The organism is Streptomyces sp. NPDC013157 (genome assembly GCF_042899865.1).
In the GTDB taxonomy this organism is placed as follows: Bacteria; Actinomycetota; Actinomycetes; order Streptomycetales; family Streptomycetaceae; genus Streptomyces.
In genome coordinates this window covers 789,674-808,058 of the sequence record NZ_JBIBAK010000002.1, presented here as the reverse complement: position 1 = coordinate 808,058, position 18,385 = coordinate 789,674, and the positions used below count along the sequence as shown (strand labels likewise).

The 18,385-nt window shown below is 73.9% G+C and carries 14 protein-coding genes; 7 read left to right on the top strand and 7 right to left on the bottom strand.

Annotated features, from left to right (window positions below; translation table 11 throughout):
* Window positions 1-42: 42 nt before the first annotated feature.
* Both ACFY6U_RS08995 and ACFY6U_RS08990 read right to left on the bottom strand, forming a co-directional pair.
* Window positions 43-258, bottom strand: a complete 216-nt coding sequence (locus ACFY6U_RS08995; protein ID WP_293991413.1) for a type A2 lantipeptide — start codon at window positions 256-258, stop codon at window positions 43-45.
* Window positions 259-770: 512 nt separating this feature from the next.
* Complete coding sequence (locus ACFY6U_RS08990; RefSeq protein ID WP_390036121.1) at window positions 771-1,184, bottom strand: PaaI family thioesterase; 414 nt, start codon at window positions 1,182-1,184, stop codon at window positions 771-773.
* Window positions 1,185-1,391: 207 nt separating this feature from the next.
* Between ACFY6U_RS08990 and ACFY6U_RS08985 the strand changes: the two genes are divergently transcribed.
* The gene (locus ACFY6U_RS08985; protein WP_390036119.1) at window positions 1,392-2,798 is read left to right on the top strand and encodes a S1 family peptidase; all 1,407 of its coding nucleotides are present in this window, start codon (window positions 1,392-1,394) and stop codon (window positions 2,796-2,798) included.
* Window positions 2,799-2,901: 103 nt separating this feature from the next.
* Here the strand turns inward: ACFY6U_RS08985 and ACFY6U_RS08980 are convergent, their stop codons facing one another.
* Window positions 2,902-5,058 carry a PP2C family protein-serine/threonine phosphatase gene (locus tag ACFY6U_RS08980; protein ID WP_390036558.1) on the bottom strand — a complete coding sequence of 719 codons (2,157 nt, stop codon included), beginning with the start codon at window positions 5,056-5,058 and terminating at the stop codon, window positions 2,902-2,904.
* Window positions 5,059-5,376: 318 nt separating this feature from the next.
* Between ACFY6U_RS08980 and ACFY6U_RS08975 the strand changes: the two genes are divergently transcribed.
* Window positions 5,377-5,985: a LuxR C-terminal-related transcriptional regulator gene (locus ACFY6U_RS08975; protein ID WP_390036118.1), complete on the top strand. Its 609-nt coding sequence runs from the start codon at window positions 5,377-5,379 to the stop codon at window positions 5,983-5,985.
* Between the two features lie 46 nt (window positions 5,986-6,031).
* Here the strand turns inward: ACFY6U_RS08975 and ACFY6U_RS08970 are convergent, their stop codons facing one another.
* The 4 genes from ACFY6U_RS08970 to lanKC form a co-directional block, all read right to left on the bottom strand.
* On the bottom strand, window positions 6,032-7,699 hold the full coding sequence (locus ACFY6U_RS08970) for an ATP-binding cassette domain-containing protein (protein ID WP_390036116.1): 1,668 nt from the start codon (window positions 7,697-7,699) through the stop codon (window positions 6,032-6,034).
* Entirely contained in the window at window positions 7,696-9,402 is a 1,707-nt protein-coding gene (locus ACFY6U_RS08965) for an ABC transporter ATP-binding protein (RefSeq protein WP_390036114.1), read from the bottom strand. Before ACFY6U_RS08965 ends, ACFY6U_RS08970 begins: the two co-directional genes overlap by 4 nt.
* 99 nt (window positions 9,403-9,501) lie before the next feature.
* Complete coding sequence (locus ACFY6U_RS08960; RefSeq protein ID WP_093506696.1) at window positions 9,502-9,618, bottom strand: SapB/AmfS family lanthipeptide; 117 nt, start codon at window positions 9,616-9,618, stop codon at window positions 9,502-9,504.
* Window positions 9,619-9,706: 88 nt separating this feature from the next.
* Complete coding sequence (lanKC, locus tag ACFY6U_RS08955) at window positions 9,707-12,268, bottom strand: class III lanthionine synthetase LanKC (RefSeq protein WP_390036111.1); 2,562 nt, start codon at window positions 12,266-12,268, stop codon at window positions 9,707-9,709.
* A gap of 197 nt (window positions 12,269-12,465) precedes the next feature.
* Between lanKC and ACFY6U_RS08950 the strand changes: the two genes are divergently transcribed.
* The 5 genes from ACFY6U_RS08950 (at window position 12,466) to rfbD (ending at window position 18,327) form a co-directional block, all read left to right on the top strand.
* Entirely contained in the window at window positions 12,466-14,913 is a 2,448-nt protein-coding gene (locus tag ACFY6U_RS08950; protein ID WP_390036109.1) for a SpoIIE family protein phosphatase, read from the top strand.
* Window positions 14,914-14,966: 53 nt separating this feature from the next.
* Window positions 14,967-15,245 carry a hypothetical protein gene (locus ACFY6U_RS08945; protein WP_390036107.1) on the top strand — a complete coding sequence of 93 codons (279 nt, stop codon included), beginning with the start codon at window positions 14,967-14,969 and terminating at the stop codon, window positions 15,243-15,245.
* Between the two features lie 138 nt (window positions 15,246-15,383).
* Window positions 15,384-16,451: a glucose-1-phosphate thymidylyltransferase gene (locus ACFY6U_RS08940; RefSeq protein ID WP_390036105.1), complete on the top strand. Its 1,068-nt coding sequence runs from the start codon at window positions 15,384-15,386 to the stop codon at window positions 16,449-16,451.
* Entirely contained in the window at window positions 16,448-17,446 is a 999-nt protein-coding gene (rfbB, locus tag ACFY6U_RS08935) for a dTDP-glucose 4,6-dehydratase (RefSeq protein ID WP_390036103.1), read from the top strand. Before ACFY6U_RS08940 ends, rfbB begins: the two co-directional genes overlap by 4 nt.
* Window positions 17,446-18,327, top strand: a complete 882-nt coding sequence (gene rfbD / locus ACFY6U_RS08930) for a dTDP-4-dehydrorhamnose reductase (RefSeq protein ID WP_390036101.1) — start codon at window positions 17,446-17,448, stop codon at window positions 18,325-18,327. The genes rfbB and rfbD overlap by 1 nt, the downstream gene beginning before the upstream one ends.
* Window positions 18,328-18,385 lie beyond the last annotated feature (58 nt).

Sequence of the window (18,385 nt, the reverse complement as noted above, 5' to 3'; positions counted from 1 at the left end):
GGCCGGGATCCGGCTCCGGGACTCAGCGGCAACGAGGTGCGATCAGAGACCGGCGACCAGGTTGGTGACCGGCTGCGTGTTCAGGCCGGTGACGCCCTCGACGGTGCCGACGACCGTGTTGACCAGGCCGGAAACCGGGGCAACGCTGTCCACCAGGCCGGTGACGGTGCCGACGGCGTTCAGGGACAGGCCGCCGGAGACGTTGTCGAGCTCGGCGTCGGAGATCTCGACGGTCTCAACCTGGGGGGTGGAGTTCATGATGGAACTTCCCTTCATATGGATATTCACAAGGGGGAGAGCGGCCCCCCGACGCCCTTCAGGGACGAACACGGCCCTTGGGGGGACGAGCGGACGGCCGCGACCGCGAGCGCCGGGCGCCCGTTTCCGGAAGCCCTTCGCGGCTCCCGCGGTGCGATGGATCAAAGCACGCCCGCGGTCCGGGCTTCCAATCAACCAGGCTCCTCACCTGGGAACTTGAGCTCCACAAGGGCGCAACCGTGCAGGCTCGCGCACCGCTTGTCGGCGACTCCTTCACAAGGCGCACGACTTCGCCCCGGCCGCACGGCTTGCCCACCCGGCGGCGAATCCGGCACTCCGGGCCAAGGGCGCGGCAGGGGGCGTGCGGTTGTGCAGATCCGCCGCTTCCCGTGACCCGCTTGGGTGGTGGATGTGCAGATTCCCTGAAGCAAGGATTCCGGTCCGTGATCGCAACAGAACGTTGGTGACCGGTTGCTGACGGTGTCGGTTCGTCGCTGCGGAGACGCGCGGGGTCAGCCCAGAAGCGCGTAGACCGTGCTGGCCCGGGCCGCGAGCGCCCCCGACCTCTGATCGCTCATCGTGATGTCGGCGAACGCCATCCGGCGGCCCAGTCTGGTCAGCACCGCTTCGATCAGGACATCCGAACCGGTCACCGCACGCTGGAACGAGGTCGACTGCTGCACCGTCGTCATCGGCACGAAGCCGCCCCGGGCCGCCGAGACCGCGATCACCGTCGCCGTGTCGGCCGCCGCCATCAGCGCCTGCCCCGACAGCCCGCCGCCCTCCCGGGACAACCGGTCCGACCAGGGCAGACGCAGCGTCGCCCGGTCCTCGCCAAGCGCCTCGACGGCCAGCCCGAGGTCGAGCACCCAGGGGGCGAAGTTGGCGGAGAGGATCTTGTCGGCTTCGGCGGTGGTGATCGTCATATGGGGGATTGTTCCCGGCCCGGCGGCCCGGTACGCGGACCTGGTTCACCACGGGCGCGCCATGGCCGATTCAGCACCGGGTCAAGGAAGTTGGGAAACGGAATTGAACGCACCACGTGACCCGCCCGTACCTATGGCCATCCAGGCGCCGCTCACGAACGACTGCCCCGCAACGGCAGACACTCCGTCCCTTGGAGGTCGAGAAGTTTGAGTCACAAGCGAATTCCGAAGCGCAAGGCCGCGATCGCGGTGGGCGGTGTCGCGGCGCTCGGAGCCGCGGCGTTCCTGCTGCCGATGGCCAACGCGTCCCAGGACAACGCCTCCGGCGCCACGGCCACCGCTCCCAAGACGCTCAAGTCGGCGTCCGACGCCTCCGACCTTGCCTCACAGCTCCAGGACCTGCTCGGCCAGGCCTTCGCCGGGTCCTACTACGACAGCGGCAAGCAGCAGCTCGTCGTCAACGTCATCAGCGGCGACAACAACATCGTCGTCCAGGCCGAGAAGGCCGGCGCGGTCGTCCGCCAGGTGCAGAACAGCAACTCCGAACTGGCGGCCGTCGCCCAGACCCTGAAGACCAAGGCGACCATCCCGGGCACCGCCTGGGCCGTCGACCCGAAGACCAACAAGGTCGTGGTCACGGCCGACTCCACCGTCACCGGGTCCAAGTGGGACACGCTGCAGTCGACGGTCCAGAGCCTCGGCTCGAACATGGCGACCCTCAAGAAGTCGTCGGGCACCTTCAAGACCCTCGTCTCCGGCGGCGACGCGATCTTCTCTCAGGTGCAGGACGGCACCGTCCGCTGCTCCCTCGGCTTCAACGTCACCGCCTCGGACGGCAGCCCCGCCTTCCTGACGGCCGGTCACTGCGGGGTCGCGGCCAAGGACTGGTCCGACTCCGAGACGGGCCAGCCCATCGCCACCGTGGACCAGGCCCAGTTCCCCGGCAACGGCGACTTCTCGCTCGTCAAGTACAACGACGCCACCACCCAGGCGCCGAGCGAGGTCAACATAGGCAACGGCCAGACCGTCGCCATCAACCAGGCCGTCGACGCCACCGTCGGCGAGACCGTGTTCCGGATGGGCTCCACCACCGGGCTGCACGACGGTCAGGTCACCGGCCTCGACGCCACCGTCAACTTCCAGAGCGAGACCGACCCCAACGGTGTCGACACCGTCACCGGTCTCATCCAGACCAACGTCTGCGCCGAGGCCGGCGACAGCGGCGGCTCGCTGTTCACCCAGGACGGCGGCGCGGTCGGCATGACCTCCGGCGGCAGCGGCGACTGCACCTCCGGCGGCGAGACGTTCTTCCAGCCGGTGACCGCCGCCCTCCAGGCGACCGGCGCGACCCTAGGCGACGGGGGCGCGGGCGCGGGTGCCGGCGACGCCAGTGCCACGGCCGACCCGTCCGCCACCGCCGGTGACCAGAACGGCGCCGGCGACCAGGCCGGCGGCGACCAGATCGGCGGCACCGCCGACCCGTCCGCGACGGCCGGCGACCAGAGCGGCACCGGCGACGCGACCGGTACCGGCGACCAGTCCGGCACGGGTGACGAGACGGGCACCGGCGACCAGTCCGGCACCGGCGCGGACAACACCTCGTCGTCCAACTGATCCGTTGCACTGAACCGTCGCACGGCCGGCCGGCGGTTCCCCGCCGACGGTGGACGATCCGGCCCTCCGGCGGGAGGGCCGGATCGTCCACCGTCGTCAGGTGTCAGCCGTCGGGCTCGGCCCGCAGCAACAGCACCGCGACATCGTCGACACGCTCCTGCGCCGCCGCACTGTGCCGCACGAGCGTGTCGGCGAGCTTGTCCAGGGGCTGGTCGCCGTTCTCAGAGAGCAGTTCCCCCAGGTCGACCAGGGCGTCCTCGATGTCCACGCCGGGGGATTCGACCAGCCCGTCGGTGTAGAGGGCGAGCACCGAGCCCGGCGCGAGCGACACCTCGGTCGTCGGGTACGTCGCCTCCGCGTCGATGCCCAGCAGCGGACCCCCGGCCAGGTCGAGGACCCGTACCCGCCCGTCCGGACGTCTCAGCAGGGGCGGCGGATGCCCCGCCCGGGCCATCACCGCGCGCCCGCGCTCCGGGTCCAGCCGCAGGTACAGACAGCTCGCGAACAGCTCGGCGCCGGAGTCGATCAGCAGCCGGTTGGTGCTGCACATCACCTCCTCCGGTGCCTGTCCGACGCTCGTGAAGGCCCGTACGCCGGTGCGGATCTGGCCCATCAGCCCGGCCGCCGTCACGTTGTGCCCCTGCACGTCCCCGATCACCGCCGCCGCCAGCGGGCGGGTGGGCACCAGGTCGTAGAAGTCGCCGCCGATCTCCATGCCGTGCATGGCCGGCAGATAGCGGGCGGCCGCCTCGATGCCGGCCGGCGGGGCCAGCGAGCGCGGCAGCAGGGCCGCCTGCAGACCGTGCGCCAGCTGGTTCTTCGCGTCGTAGAGCAGGGCCCGCTCCAACGCCTGCGCGATCATCCCGCCGAGGCTGGTGAGCACGGCACGCTCGTCGGCCGGGAAGGCGTGCGGCTCGGCGTAGGCGAGAACGCAGGTGCCCACCGGGCGGCCCGAAGCGATCAGCGGCAGATACGCCCAGGCGGCGAACCCCTCCGGGGACTCCTCCAGGTCCGGATACAGCCGTTCCAGCTGCTGCCTCGACTCGAAGAACGCCGGTACGCCGCTGTTCAGGGCATGGGTGCCGGGCGTGCGTTCTGCCAGCGGGAGGCCGTCGAAGCGCTCCACGGTCCGCGGGTCCTCGTACCCGCGGTGCCCCAGCACGTGCAGCCGCCCGCCCCGCGGGCCGAGGACCACCACGGCCTGGCTGCCCACGGACGGGGCGACCTCGTCCGCCACCAGCTGCACCACGTCCTGCACCCCGACCGCTTCGGTCAGCGCCCCGGCCAGGCTCAGCACCTGCGAGATGGTGACCAGCCGGTGCGCGGGCGTCGCGTCCGCGCGCGGAGCCGCCCCCACCATCTCGGCGACCGCCCGCGCCCGGCTGATCCGGGTGGTCAGCCCGGTCGTGCTCGGATACATCCGGAACGACAGCCAGTCGCCCGGCGGCCGCAGCGCCACGAACGACGTCACATGCTGGCTGATCAGCGCCGCCCGGTAGCGGTCCTCGTACATCGGGTCGTTCAGCCACGGCACCGACACCCACGGCTGGGTGCCCAGCAGATCGTCGACCGGCACACCGAGCAGTTCGGCCGCCGCCGCGTTGGCGAAGGCCACCCGCCCGTGCAGGTCGAGCGAGGCGAGTCCGTACGGCAGCCGCCCCACCATCCGCGCCGCCTCCACCGTGCCCAGCGTGCCCGCCACCCCCGACGGCGGTGCCGCCAGCAGATCCGGTTCGGCGCGCAGCGGACGGTTCTTCCGGGCGACCCGCTCCAGCCGTACCGCCAGCCGGTCGCACGCCGAGGTCAGCGACTCCCGCTCCCGGTCGGACAGCACCGTCGGATGGGCGCCGGGCCAGGTCACGTACACCGCCCCGTACACGGTGTCCGGCGTCGCCACGGGCAGCGCGGCCAGCGCGAACGGGTACGGCAGCACCATCGCGATGCGCGGGTACCGACGGGCCATGTCCTCCTCGCCGCCCACCCACACCAGCCGCCGTTCGCGCGCCGCGTCCGCGACCGGGATCGGCGCGCTCAGCCCGACCCGCTCCCAGGGCGCCGCGAAGGCCCGGGGCAGCCCCGCCGTCACCGCCATCTCCAGAACCGGCTCGTCGGAGGCGAGCAGATAGACCGCGCCGGAGTGCGCCTGGACCTCCTCCATCATCGAGGCCAGCGCCAGCGACAACAGCGGCAGGCCGGACCGGGTGCCGTCGGGCGCCGGCACCCGGACGTCCGGCTCCGCCCCCGCCGGAGGCGCCCCCATCCCGTCGGACACGCCCGACCACCTCCTCGTCCGGCCGCGCGTCGCGTCCTCGGGATCAAGGCTCCCTCCTGGCGGCGACCGGCGCACGGCGAGAGCGGCGTGGACCCCCGCACCGGGGCGGCCCGGCGTACCCCGTTCGCCCCCGCACATTCCCCCGCAGTCGAAGCGCGCGGCGGGGTACGAGCGCCGGGCGTGCGCCCCCGCGCACCCTGATGGCCGGATCTTCGCGCCCATGAAGGGTGGACGGCGCCAACAATGGGGCACGCGTTCCACACCTTGAACGGAAGAACCGACGTATGTCTGGCTGAGGGGGCGGCGGTGATCCGGGTACTTCTGGTGCACGACGTGTCTCTGGTGAGATCGGTCCTGGCGGAGTGGTTACGCCGGGATCCGGGTCTCCGCGTGGACGACACGCCGTGGCACAGCGCGCGGGGGCGGGTTCGGACGGTGCGGCCGGACGTGTGCGCGGCGGACCTCGACAGCTCCGGCACCCACGGCGTGCCGCCGCTGGCCGACCTGCGCCCGGCCGAGCCCGGTGCGCCCGCGCCGAGGCTGGTCGTACTTGCCGGTGCGAACCGGCCGGGGCTGCTGAAACGGGCGGCCGAGGCGGGGGCGCTCGGCTATGTCGACAAGGCGGGCGCGCCGGAACGGCTGGTGCAGGCGATCCGGCGCGCCGCCGAGGGGGAACGTTTCGCCGACGATTCGCTGGGCTTCGGCTTCCTGCGGGCCGCGGAGATCCCGCTCACCAGGCGTGAGCTGAGCGTGCTGGAGCTGGCGGCCGGCGGGGCCTCCATCGCGGAGATCGCCGGCAGCCTGCACCTGTCGCACGGGACCGTGCGCAACTACATGGCGGCGATCACCCGCAAGACCGGAGCCCGCAACCGCGTCGACGCGATCCGGATCTCGCAGGGCGAGGGATGGCTGTGACGGCGCCGGCCGGCCCCGTCGGGCGCGGACGGTGGCGGCGCCGGTCTCACCGGGGGACGGACGGGTGTGACGAGGCAGCCAGGTCCCGGTACAGCGCGCAGGAGCGCAGCAGGTCCTCGTGGGTGCCGAAGGCCGTGCGGGGCCCGTCCAGCACCAGGATCCGCCCGGCGCGGCGGGCCGAGTCGATGCGGTGTGCGACGACCACCAGGGTGCCGCCGGGCCGCGTGGCGAACGCGTGCTCGGCGCGGGCCTCGGCCTCCGCGTCGAGATGGCAGGTGGCCTCGTCGAGGAGGGCGAGCGGCGCGGGGGAGAGGTAGGCGCGGGTCAGCGCGATCAGCTGCCGCTCGCCGGCGGACAGCGCCGCAGGACGCACCGGGGCGTCCGGACCGCCCAGTCGTTCGAGGAGCGGGCTGAGTCCGACCGCCTCGGCGGCGGCCAGCAGTTCCGGTCCCGGTACGGGGGCCGGGCGCAGCAGCCCGAGGTTCTCGGCGAGGGTGCCCGTGCAGACGTACGCCTCCTGCGGGATCAGCACCCGCAGCGCCGCCGCCCGCGCCCCCGGCACGGGGTGGCCGCACACCCGGACCGTGCCGTGTTCCGGGTTCAGCAGCCCGGCGGCCACCGCGGCCAGCGTCGATTTGCCGATCCCGCTCGGACCCACGACGGCGAGGTGACCGCCGTGCGGGACCTCGAGGTCGAGTGCGTCGAGGACGGGGGTGCTCGCCGGGCCGTAGGCGAAGGTGACGGCGGAGAGGGCGAGAGCGGGGGCGCCGGCGTCCGCTTCGCCTGCGGGCATCGGGGGCGCTTCGGTGTCCGCGGGCGGACGCAGTCTGCGCAGGACGACGGTGAGGCGCGCCCCGCCGGTGCCCAGGCCGTGCACGAGGTTCTGCAGGGCGGGGAGCAGGGACTGGGTGACGTAGGCGAGCGCGCCGACCAGGGCACCCGCGGTCACACCGTGGGCGAGCAGCCAGGGCGCGGCGGCGAGCAGCAGCACCAGGGGCAGCTGGCCGCCGACCGCGAGCGCCGCCACCCGTGCGGCGCTCCAGCGGGCCAGCGCCCGGGCGGCCCGGAACTCCGCGTCCACCCGCTCCCCGACCCGGGCGGCGACCTCCTCCTCGGCCCCCGCCGCCGTGATGTCCCGCAACCCCGGGCCCACCTCCCCCAGTTCCACCGCGAGCGCCTCGTCGGCGACCAGGAAGGCCTCCTGCCGGCGGGCCAGCGGCCGCAGGGTCGCCGCGAACAGTCCCAGTCCGGCCAGCAGCGGGGGCAGCACGACCAGCAGCAGCGGCGGCGCGAGCGCGGACAGCCCGGCGAGCGCGCCGGCGACCGTGAAGACGAACGACCGGGACACCAGCACCAGTCCGGCGAGGGTGTCCCGGGCGATCTCCACCTGCTGGGTCAGCCGGGACAGTGATCCCCGGTCCGCCTCCCGCACCCCGCGCGCGACCACCCCCGCCACCAGCCGGTCCCGCACCGGCTCGACGAGGTCGGCGACCACGCCGTACACCCGCCGCGTCCCGTACGCCCCGGCCGCCACCCCGGCAGCGGCCACGGCGAGCCACCACAGCCCGGTCCGGGTGTTCCCGGCCAGGAACCCGGTGTCGAGCGCGCGGGCCAGGGCGTATCCGAGGAGAAAGGTCTGCCCGGCCTCCAGCAGCGACCAGCACACCAGGCGCGCCCATGCGGCCCGGCGCACCCGGAGCGGCGAGGCGGTCACCGTGCCGCTCCCTCGGCCGCCCGCGCACCGAACACCGCCCGGTACTCCGGATCACGCCACAGCTCCGCATGGGGACCCACCGCCCGCACCCGGCCGCCGTCCAGCCAGGCCACCGTGTCCGCACGGGCCGCGGTCGAGACCCGGTGCGCCACGATCAGCCGGGTCGGCCCCGGGCCCGGCGCCAGCAGGGCCGCGGCGACGCGGTGTTCGGTCACGGTGTCCAGCCCGGAGAGGGCGTCGTCCAGGATCAGCAGCCGGCCGGGGTGCGCGAACGCGCGGGCGAGGCCGAGGCGCTGGGCCTCGCCGCCGGAGCGCGGGGCGTCGGCCAGCCGGGTCGCCCAGCCGTCGGGGAGCCGGCGGATGTAGGCGTCCGCCTGCGCCTTGCGGGCGGCGGAGCGGAGGTCGGCGGGGGAGGGGGTGGTGAGACCGAAGGCGATGGTGTCCCCGACGGTCGTACCGAGGAGGGCCGGGCGGGCGAAGGCATGGGTGACGGCGCGGCGCAGCTCGTCGTGGCGGAGGGCGGCCAGCGGGACGCCGTCCAGCAGGACCTCCCCCGCGTCCGGGTCGGCCAGCCGCCCGGCGAGTGCGGCCAGCAGGGACTTGCCGGTGCCGGAGCGGCCGACGACGGCTAGGGCGGTGCCGCCGGGGACGGTCAGGTCCACGCCGTCCAGCACCGTGCGGCCGCCCCGGTGGACGGTGGCTCCGCGCAGTTCCAGGCGGCCGGGGCCGGGCGGGAGCCGGTCGCTGCCGTGGGCCGGTGCGGGGTGGGTCAGCACCTCGGCGAGGCGGCGCGCGGAGGCGTGCGCCCGGGTGGCGGCGGCGAGCCGGCCGACCAGCACGCCGACGCCGGTCGCGAGGACGGCGTAGCGGGAGGCGGCGAGCAGTTCGCCGACGGAGATCCGGTGGCGGGAGAGCAGGAGGCCCGCCACCGCCACGACGGCGAGCTGGAGGAGGGGACCCACGGTGACCGCCTGGGCGGCGGCCCGGCCCTGCACCCGCCACATGCGGTGCCCGGCGCGGGCGAGATCCGGCAGCGGGCGCAGCACGCGCTCCGCCTCCCGGGTCTGGAGCCCGGCCGCCACGATCGTCCGGTGGCCCTCGACCGCCTCCGCCAGCGCCGTCGCGATCCGGCCCTGCTCCCGCTGGTACTCGGTGACGCACGCCGAGGTGTCCCGGGTGAACGCCCGCAGCAGCAGGGCGAGGACGGGTGCCCCGGCCAGGAACACGGCCGCGAGCCACGGGTCGACGAGACCGAGCGCGACCACCCCGCCGACCGGACCGGCCAGCGCGGCGAACAGCGCGGCGAGGGCGGCGGGCCCGGTCCCGGCCTGCGCCGCGTTCCCGACCAGCCGGCCGACCAGGTCCCCGGCGCCGAACCGGGCCGACGCACGCGGTCCCAGCGCCAGCACCTGCCCGGTGACCCGCTTGCGCAGCCCGGCCGTCACCCGTGCGTCGACGGTCCCGGCGAGCACGCCCGCACAGCCGTCCAGCAGCGCCAGCAGCAGCACGAGTCCGGCGGCCCGGGCCACCCACGCGGTCGCCGGGGCGCCCGCCAGCAGCAGGTCGAGGGCGTGGCCCAGCACCGCGGGCAGCAGCAGCCCCGCCGCCGTGGCCGCCGTGCTCACCAGGCCCAGGGCGGCGCAGCGCGCCCCGGCGTGGCGCAGGGCGGTGCGTATCGGATCGCGGTGCGGGGGTCGGGTCATCGCGGCAGTCCTCGTAGCGGCGAAGGCCCCGGACGACCCCCTCCCGAAGGAGAGGGCCGCCCGGAGCCGGTTTCGTGGTGCCGGTCAGAGACGGAGCAGTCAGAGACAGAGCAGAACGCTCGCCGCCGAGACGCACGACAGCAGGCTCACCGTGCTGGCGCCGCCGCCGTCGTGACCTTCCTCGGACTCCATCGTCTGCAGGTCGAGCAGTGCCATAACGTGTCCTTTCCGGGGACCGAGCGGCCCCCCGGGTGTGATCGGGGACGGGGTTGTGTCACGACTCCGCCGAAGCGCGGAGCCGCGTTCAGGGGGCCGCCGGTGGCGGCGGGAGGAACGGCAGGTGGGCGGCGCGGTCGCCGTCGAGGGCGGCGGTGAGCGCCAGCAGACACCCGGCGGTTCCGGTCGCGAGGTCCATGGAGAGCCGCATCATCTGGTGGCCGGGAAAGGCGAGCTGGCCCTGGTAGGCCATCGCGAGCCAGCCGAGTCCGTCGATCTGCGCGGCGAGCCGCTGCGGGTCGGCGCCGGTGCGGGCGAGGTGCAGGATCATGCCCGCGCGGCCCTGGAAGAGGCCCGGCTGGGCGTAGAAACGCGAGGTGGCGGCGGTGCGGATCGCGTCCCGGGCGCGCTCGAAGTCACCGGTCCCGTCCGTCCCGTGGGCGAGCCAGTCGTCGAGCACCATGCCGATCCCCACGCTGCCGTCGCCGAGGTAGGGCAGCGTGCGCCACCCCTCGTCGACCTCCAGGCCCCCGCCCTTCTGCACCACACAGCGGTCCAGGTCCCGGCGCAGTGCCCGGCCGGCCGCAGCCAGCAGGGCGGCGTCGCCGGTCCGTTCGTGGCGCCGCAGCAGGAACAGCGCGGGCCCGGACGCGCCTCGCAGCAGTCCCGCGCGGCGCCGGGGCGTGTCCGGGAGCGGTTCGGCGAGCTGTCGTACGAGGATCTCCGCGGCCTCGGCGGCGCGGGCGCGCAGCTCCCGCTCGCCGGTCGCGTCGGCGAGGGAGTCCAGGACCAGGCCCAGGCCGGCCAGGCCGCCGTGCAGGTCGGAGGAGAGGCTGCGCCAGTTCTCCCGGAGAACGCCGTCGACGAGGTCCAGGGCGCGTTGCCGGTGGCCGAGCAGGTCCAGGACGTGGGCGACGCCCGCGAGACCGTCGTACAGGCCGAGCGGGGTGCCGGGCGGCGGGGGCGCGGTGTGGTCGAGCAGCCAGCGCTCGCCCTCCTCGTACCGTCCGGCGCCGGCCCGGTCCAGGGCGTACAGCACCCCGGCGGCACCGTGCGCGAGGCCGAGGCCGCCGCCGTCCCCGAACTGGGCGATGTCACCGGGGAAGAGCCGGTCGTCGCGCCCGGGGGTCGCGGAGGCGAGGATCGCCTTGGCCATCGAGTCCCGGCTGTGCGGCCACTCCGCCGGTACGACCGGACGCGCGGCCGGGGCGCCCCGGGTGATCTCCGCGACCGCCTCGTCCAGGAACCCGCGCGGCACGTCCGGGAACTGACCGGCGATCACGTCCGCGAGATGGGCCGCCTTGCCGCGGTCCACGACGAACAGCGTGGTCACGGGCAGGAAGAGGGCCAGGCGCAGACAGGCCAGCGCGTACCTGTCCACCTCGGCGCCCCGGCGGTCCGGCGGGGCGAAGAAGCCGGGATGGGCGACGACCTGACGGCCGTTCTCCCCGGCCGGGGCGGCCGCCTCGAAGTCGATGAGGAACACCGACTCCTCGTCGGGCCCGACCATGATGTTGAAGACGTGCAGGTCGTTGAAGACGATGCCGCGCGCGTGCACCGCCGCCACGGCCTCCTCCACCTTCCGGTGGATGCGCAGCGCCCAGGCCGTGTAGTCCCGTACCGCCCCGGGATCCGGATCCGCGGTGAGCAGCGGATGCCGTTCGGCGAAGAAGGCGTTGAGCGGGCGGCCTTCGAGGAGGTCCATCACCAGGAACCGGTGCTCGCCCAGCGTGAACCAGTCCCGGACCTCGGGCACCACCCCGGTGCCGGCCACCGCCTCGAGAGCGGCCTTCTCCCTGCCCAGCCGGGTGACGGCGTCGGCGCCGTCGGCCGCCAGCCCCGCGTGCGGCCGCCCCTCCTTCAGCACCACCCGCCGCCCGTCCCGGGTGTCGGTCCCGGCGTACACCCCGCCGCCGTTGGAGAAGTGCAGCGCCTTCTCGAGCCGGTACGGCAGCTCGCCCACCGTCGTGGCCTCCCGTGCCGCCAGCTGCGGCCGCAGGAACTCCGGCAGCGTCACCCACTCCGGCACCTGGAAGGCCGGCGTCCGCCGGTCCGGCACCGGCTTGCCGGCGCCGTCCCGCACCGCCGTCACCAGCGCACCGCGCTCGTCGACGACGTACGTGCGCGCGAACGCGCCGTAGCGGACGTACAGCGGTCCGTCGTTCCAGCGCAGGTCGGTCAGTATGTACGGTCCCTCGAAACCCTCCAGGAGGGCGCCCAGCTCCCGCAGCACCTCCTGCAGACGGTCCTCGTCGGGCGGGTACACCGTGACGAACTTCCCACTGGTGTCGCGGGCCGCGTACTTGGCGTTGCGCAGGTGCAGCAGGTGCGGTCCCGGGACGAACTTGAACGGGATGCGGCGCGGTACGCAGTAGTCCCACACGATCTCCGCGATCCGCTCCGCGTTCGCCCGGGTGGCCGATGAGTGGATCTTCCAGCCCTGGGCAGGCGAGGGCAGCGGCGCGTCGTCCGCGCCGAGCGGGGTCATGGTCAGCCAGTCCCCGGAGCGCGCCGCGTGCCAGCCCTCGGGCACCGCGCGACGCGCCGTGGCGAACAGCCGCTCCGCCCGCGGCCCGTTGGTACCGAGCCGGTCCGGCGTGTCGTAGAAGTGTCCGTCGGTCAGCGCGTACACCTCGTACCGTCCGTCCATCTGCGTCCCCCTCCGTGGGCCGGCCTCGACACTTCCAGGCGTCGCACGGTCGCGGACAGTCACGTCCGTCACGACATCCCTGTGCGGAACGCACGGGTCAAGACATGTTCGGTGGGTTTCGAGCGCGTCGGCGCCCCGCCCTCCACGGAACGGTCACAGGGGCTGCGCAGACGCCTCATAAGCGCTGTAATGGCGGCGTGGTCAGTGAGGGTGCTGCGATACGCGGAACGAGAACGGATCGCGCCGAAATCGCCCTCGAAACACTCACTGGCGATCCCGGCGCACCCGATCGGCTCCGCCGCGTGCTCGAACAGGCGCTGGTGTTCGCGGGCGCGGCCTTCGCCGGGGTGTACACCCCGGGCGACGACGGGGCCGTGCTGCGCCTCGCCGAGTCGGCGGGCCTGCCCCGCACCCTGTACGGGCTGCGCGACGCCTACCCGGCGATCGGACGGTCCCCGGCGGCGGAGGCGTACGGCACCGGGCGGCCCCTCTGGCTGGCCCCCGACGAGCTGGCCGGCTGCCCCGAGGCACGGCGGACCCCGTCCCAGGAGTTCTGGCTGGCCGCCCTGCCGGTGCCCGGCGGCGCCGGGCTCCTCGTGGCCGTCAGCGAGCGCGACGACGGGTTCGGCCCCGAGGACCGCGCCTGCCTGGACCTGGTGGCCCGGGCGATCGCCCTCCCCGCCCCGCTGCCGGCGGCGGCGGACACCGGCGAACTGCCCGCAGGCGCCTTCAGCCTCGCCATGGATACCGGCCGGATCGCGGTCGGCGACGGCATCCTCGACCTCTTCCGGATGGGCCGGGACGAGTTCGACGGCAAGGTCGAGACGCTGCTGGGCCGCACCCTGCCCGAGGACCTGCCCGCCCTGATGTCCGTCGTCGAGGCCGACCACATGTCCATCGGCGACCGCGAGCTGGAGTTCCGGATCCTCCAGCCGTCCGGCCCGCCCAAGTGGCTGCGGCTGCGCGGCCGGCTGGTGCCCGGCGGCGAAGGACGCCCGGCCCGGCTGGCCGGCACCGTCGCCGACGCCTCCACGCTCCGCTCGGACGCCACCGACGTGACCCGCGTGCAGCAGCTCGCCGCCGCCCTGGCCACCGCCCGCACGGTCAGGGACGTCGGCCAGGCCGTCGTCAACGCCCTGCGCGAGCCGCTCAAGGCCGACCGGATCGCCCTGGCCGAACTGGAGAACGACCGCCTGGTCGTCACCGTCCTCGACCCGCCCGAGGCCGAGTCCTGGCCCGAGCTGTGGCGCAGCGAGTGGCGCAGCGAGTGGCCCGACGCCCCGGTGCGGGCCATGCCCACCCTCGCCGCCGCCCTGCGCGAGGGCCGCGCCCAGATCTGGCCCGCCCGGGCCGCGCTGGAGCCCGCCCTCGCCGAGGTCGGTCCCGGCGGCCTCGCCGTCCTTCCGCTGCCCGCCGGCGGCCGGATGGCCGGCGCCTGCCTGATCGGCTGGGACGCCCCGCACGACTTCGGATCAGACGAACGCGCCCTGCTCACCGCCTCCGCGGGGCTCGCCGGCGAGGCCCTGATGCGCGCCCACGCCTTCGACGCCGAGCACGAACTCGTCGGGATGCTCCAGCGCGCCCTGCTGCCGCGCCGGCTGCCCGGGCTGCCCGGCGCCGAGGCCGTCGCCCGCTACCTGCCCACCAGCGAGGGCGGCCTGGAGGTCGGCGGCGACTGGTACGACGTGATCCCGCTGACCGACAACCACGTCGCCCTCGTCATCGGCGACGTCCAGGGCCACAACGCGAGCGCCGCCGCCCTCATGGGCCAGATGCGCACCGCCCTGCGCGCCTACGCCGCCGAGGGGCACACCCCCGACGTGGTCGTCTCGCACGCCAACCGGCTGCTCCTGGACATGGAGAGCGACCTCTTCGCCACCTGCTGCTACGTCGACGTCGACATGGAGGACGGCACCGCCTGGTGCGTGCGCGCCGGACACCTGCCGCCCGTGCTGCGTCACCCGGACGGCACCACGCGGATCACCGAGACCGAGGGCGGCCCGCCGCTCGGCGTGCTCGGCCGGACCGAGTTCCCGATGACCCAGCTGAGCCTGCGCCCCGGCACCGTGCTCGCACTCACCACCGACGGCCTGGTCGAGTCCCCCGACGCCGACATCGACGACGGCATGGAGCGCTTCGCCCGCGACCTCGCCGGCTCCGACCCGGCCCACCTCGGTCTGGTCGCCGACGCCCTGCTCGGCAACGCCCACCGTGCCGACGACGTCGCCCTGCTGCTGATGCGCTACGACGGCATGGCCGTCCGCCCGCTGCGGGAGAGCTGGACCGTGTGGCGGGTCCCCGAGGCGGCCCGGCACGCTCGCCGCTTCAGCAGGCGCACCCTGCGCTCCTGGGGCGTGACCGACGAGGGCATGGACGTGGCCCTGCTGGTCGTCTCCGAGCTGGTCACCAACGCCCTCATCCACACCGACGGACCCGTCCGGCTCGACCTGACCCTGGTCGACCACCGGCTGCGGGTCGCCGTCGCCGACGCCTCGCCGCGCAGCCCGGTGAAGCCCACCAACATCGGCTGGGAGGCCACCGGCGGGCGCGGCATCCTCCTGGTGGAGGCGGTGTCCACCGCCTGGGGGACCGTGCCGGCCAGCGGCGGCAAGCAGGTATGGGCGGATCTCGTCCTGGCGGACTGACCTCCACCGCTCTCGACAGGCGGCCTGGCCCGACTCTCCTTAATGTCCTTGACGTGGCACACACCTTCGAAGAGCTCGTGGCGAAGCACCGCGCGGCCGACGCGGCCCACGAGAAGGTCCTCGAACTGCGGGACGCCTACGGGCCACCGGCCCGGCAGCAGTCGGGCGGAGCCCAGTCGGAGACCTACGAGACGGCCCTGCGCGCCTGGCGCGACCTGGCCCGGGACGAACTGACCGCGGTGAACGAGTACGCCCGCGACGAGGGCCGCTCCAGGGCCGAGATCGAGGCCGAGGTGGAACGGGCGGCAGCCTGGCCGGCGGAGGGCTCCTGACCAGTGGACAAACAGGGCGGGATGCCGTTACGGGGCACCTCGTGGTCACATGACGTCCGCACCGAGGCCATACTGTCGTAACCAGTCAGGAAAACAGAAGAACGTCTCAATCAGATGTTCACCTATAAGGTGTAGCGAATGAAGGCTTTGGTGCTCTCCGGCGGTGCCGGAACCCGGCTGCGGCCGATCACCCACACATCGGCGAAACAGCTCGTACCGGTGGCGAACAAACCCGTGCTCTTCTACGGGCTCGAATCCCTGGCCGCCGCGGGCGTCACCGAGGTCGGGATGATCGTCGGCGACACCGCCGCCGAGATCGAGGAGGCGGTGGGCGACGGGTCGAAGTTCGGCCTGGACGTCACCTACATCCCCCAGGACCAGCCGCTGGGCCTGGCCCACGCGGTGCTGATCGCCCGCGAGTTCCTCGGCGACGACGACTTCGTCATGTACCTGGGCGACAACTTCATCGTCGGCGGCATCAGCGGACTGGTCGACGAGTTCCGCGAGACCCGCCCGGACGCCCAGATCCTCCTCACCCACGTGCCCAACCCGCGCGCCTTCGGCGTCGCCGAGCTGGACGCCGACGGCCAGGTGGTCGGGCTGGAGGAGAAGCCGCAGGAGCCCAAGAGCGACCTCGCCCTGGTCGGTGTGTACCTCTTCACGCCGGCCATCCACGACGCCGTCCGCGCCATCAAGCCGTCCTGGCGCGGCGAGCTGGAGATCACCCACGCCATCCAGCACCTCATCGACCAGCGTGCCGACGTGCGCTCCACGGTGATCAAGGGCTACTGGAAGGACACCGGCAACGTCGTCGACATGCTGGAGGTCAACCGGACCGTCCTGGAGTCCCAGGAGCCGCGCATCGACGGCGAGGTCGACGAGGCCAGCCAGATCGTCGGCCGCGTGGTCGTCGAGGCGGGCGCGCGGGTCACCGGCTCCCGGATCGTCGGCCCGGTCGTGATCGGCGCCGGGACCGTCGTCAGCGACTCGTACGTGGGCCCTTTCACGTCGGTCGCCGAGAACTGCCGGATCACCGAGAGTGAGCTGGAGTTCTCCATAGTGCTGCGGGACTCCTCCATCGACGGGGTGGGCAGGATCGAGTCCTCGCTGATCGGCCGGCACGTCGAGGTCACCCCGGCACCCGGCACCCCCAGCGCCCACCGCCTCGTTCTCGGAGACCACAGCAAGGTGCAGATCCGTTCATGAATCTCCTCGTCACCGGCGCCGCCGGCTTCATCGGCTCCACGTACGTCCGCGGCCTGCTCGCCGCCGACGCGCCCGACGCGCCGCACATCACCGTGCTGGACAAGCTCACCTACGCGGGCACCCTGACGAACCTGCCCGAGTCGCACCCCCGGCTGACCTTCGTGCAGGGCGACATCTGCGACGCCGAGCTGGTCGACAAGCTCATGGCCGAGGCCGACCAGGTCGTGCACTTCGCGGCCGAGTCGCACGTCGACCGCTCCATCGACGGGGCCGGCGCGTTCGTCCGCACCAACGTGGTCGGCACCCAGACCCTCCTGGACGCGGCCCTGCGCCACGGCGTCGGCCCGTTCGTGCACGTCTCCACCGACGAGGTCTACGGCTCCATCGAGACCGGCTCCTGGCCCGAGAGCCACCCGCTCCAGCCGAACTCGCCGTACTCCGCCTCCAAGGCCTCCTCGGACCTGCTCGCGCTGGCCTTCCACCGCACCCACGGCCTGGACGTCCGCGTCACCCGCTGCTCCAACAACTACGGGCCGCACCAGTTCCCCGAGAAGGTCATCCCGCTCTTCGTGAGCAACCTGCTCGACGGCAAGAACGTGCCCCTGTACGGCGACGGCAGCAACGTCCGCGACTGGCTGCACGTCGAGGACCACTGCCAGGGCATCGACCTGGTCCGCACCGGCGGCCGGGCCGGCGAGGTCTACAACATCGGCGGCGGCACCGAGCTCAGCAACAAGGAGCTCACCGGTCTGCTGCTGGAAGCCTGCGGCGCCGGCTGGGAGCGCGTGGACCGGGTCGCCGACCGCAAGGGCCACGACCGGCGCTACTCCGTCGACTGGAGCAAGATCCACGACGAGCTGGGCTACACCCCCAAGCACGACTTCACCTCCGGCCTCGCCGACACCGTCGCCTGGTACCGCGACAACCGGGACTGGTGGGAGCCGCTCAAGGAGCGCGCCGCCCTGGAGTCCCGCAAGGAGCAGGAGAAGCGCTGATGAAGTGGCTCGTCGCCGGAGCGGGCGGCATGCTCGGCCACGACGTGACCGAGGAACTCGCCCGCCGGGGTGAGGAGGCCGTGGCCCTCGGCCGGGCCGACCTCGACATCACCAGTGCCGGCTCGGTGGACTCGGCGCTCGCCGCGCACCGGCCCGACCTGGTGGTCAACTGCGCCGCGTACACGGCCGTCGACGACGCCGAGACCGACGAGGAGCGGGCGCTGCTGATCAACGGCGAGGGCCCGCGCCTGCTGGCCCGCGCCGCCGCCCGGCACGGCGCCCGCCTCGTCCACGTCTCGACGGACTACGTCTTCGACGGCGAGGCCCGCACCGCCCCGTACCCCGAGGACCATCCGACGGCCCCGCGCACCGTCTACGGGCGCACCAAGCTCGCGGGCGAGCGGGCCGTCCTGGCGGAACTCCCGGGCGCCAGCGCGGTCGTCCGCACCGCCTGGCTGTACGGCACGCACGGGAAGAACTTCGTGCGCACCATGATCGAGCTGGAGTCCCGCCGGGACACCCTCGACGTCGTCGACGACCAGCGCGGCCAGCCCACCTGGAGCGCCGACCTGGCCGCCCGGATCGCCGACCTCGGCCCCCGCCTGGGCCGGGACGACCGGGCGCACGGCGTCTTCCACGGCACCAACTCCGGTGCGGCCACCTGGTGCGAGCTGGCCCGGGAGGTGTTCCGCCTGCTCGGTGCCGACCCGGAGCGGGTGCGCCCCACCACCAGCGAGGCGTTCGTCCGCCCGGCACCCCGCCCGGCCTACAGCGCCCTCGGGCACGACCGGTGGGCCGAGGTGGGTCTGGAACCGCTGCGGGACTGGCGGCAGGCCCTGGCGGAGGGGCTGCCGCTCATCCGCAAGGAGCTGTCCGCGTAGGACGCTTCAGCACCAGCGCACCGCAGGGCGGCCGACGGCTCATCGAGCGCATCGGCCG

What these genes read in the sequence shown, in the direction of transcription:
- ACFY6U_RS08995 (WP_293991413.1), bottom strand. Translation starts at nt 258, where the DNA reads ATGAACTCCACCCCCCAGGTTGAGACCGTCGAGATCTCCGACGCCGAG.
- ACFY6U_RS08990 (WP_390036121.1), bottom strand. Translation starts at nt 1,184, where the DNA reads ATGACGATCACCACCGCCGAAGCCGACAAGATCCTCTCCGCCAACTTC.
- ACFY6U_RS08980 (WP_390036558.1), bottom strand. Translation starts at nt 5,058, where the DNA reads ATGGGGGCGCCTCCGGCGGGGGCGGAGCCGGACGTCCGGGTGCCGGCG.
- ACFY6U_RS08965 (WP_390036114.1), bottom strand. Translation starts at nt 9,402, where the DNA reads ATGACCCGACCCCCGCACCGCGATCCGATACGCACCGCCCTGCGCCAC.
- ACFY6U_RS08960 (WP_093506696.1), bottom strand. Translation starts at nt 9,618, where the DNA reads ATGGCACTGCTCGACCTGCAGACGATGGAGTCCGAGGAAGGTCACGAC.
- lanKC (WP_390036111.1), bottom strand. Translation starts at nt 12,268, where the DNA reads ATGGACGGACGGTACGAGGTGTACGCGCTGACCGACGGACACTTCTAC.
- ACFY6U_RS08940 (WP_390036105.1), top strand. Translation starts at nt 15,384, where the DNA reads ATGAAGGCTTTGGTGCTCTCCGGCGGTGCCGGAACCCGGCTGCGGCCG.
- rfbB (WP_390036103.1), top strand. Translation starts at nt 16,448, where the DNA reads ATGAATCTCCTCGTCACCGGCGCCGCCGGCTTCATCGGCTCCACGTAC.
- rfbD (WP_390036101.1), top strand. Translation starts at nt 17,446, where the DNA reads ATGAAGTGGCTCGTCGCCGGAGCGGGCGGCATGCTCGGCCACGACGTG.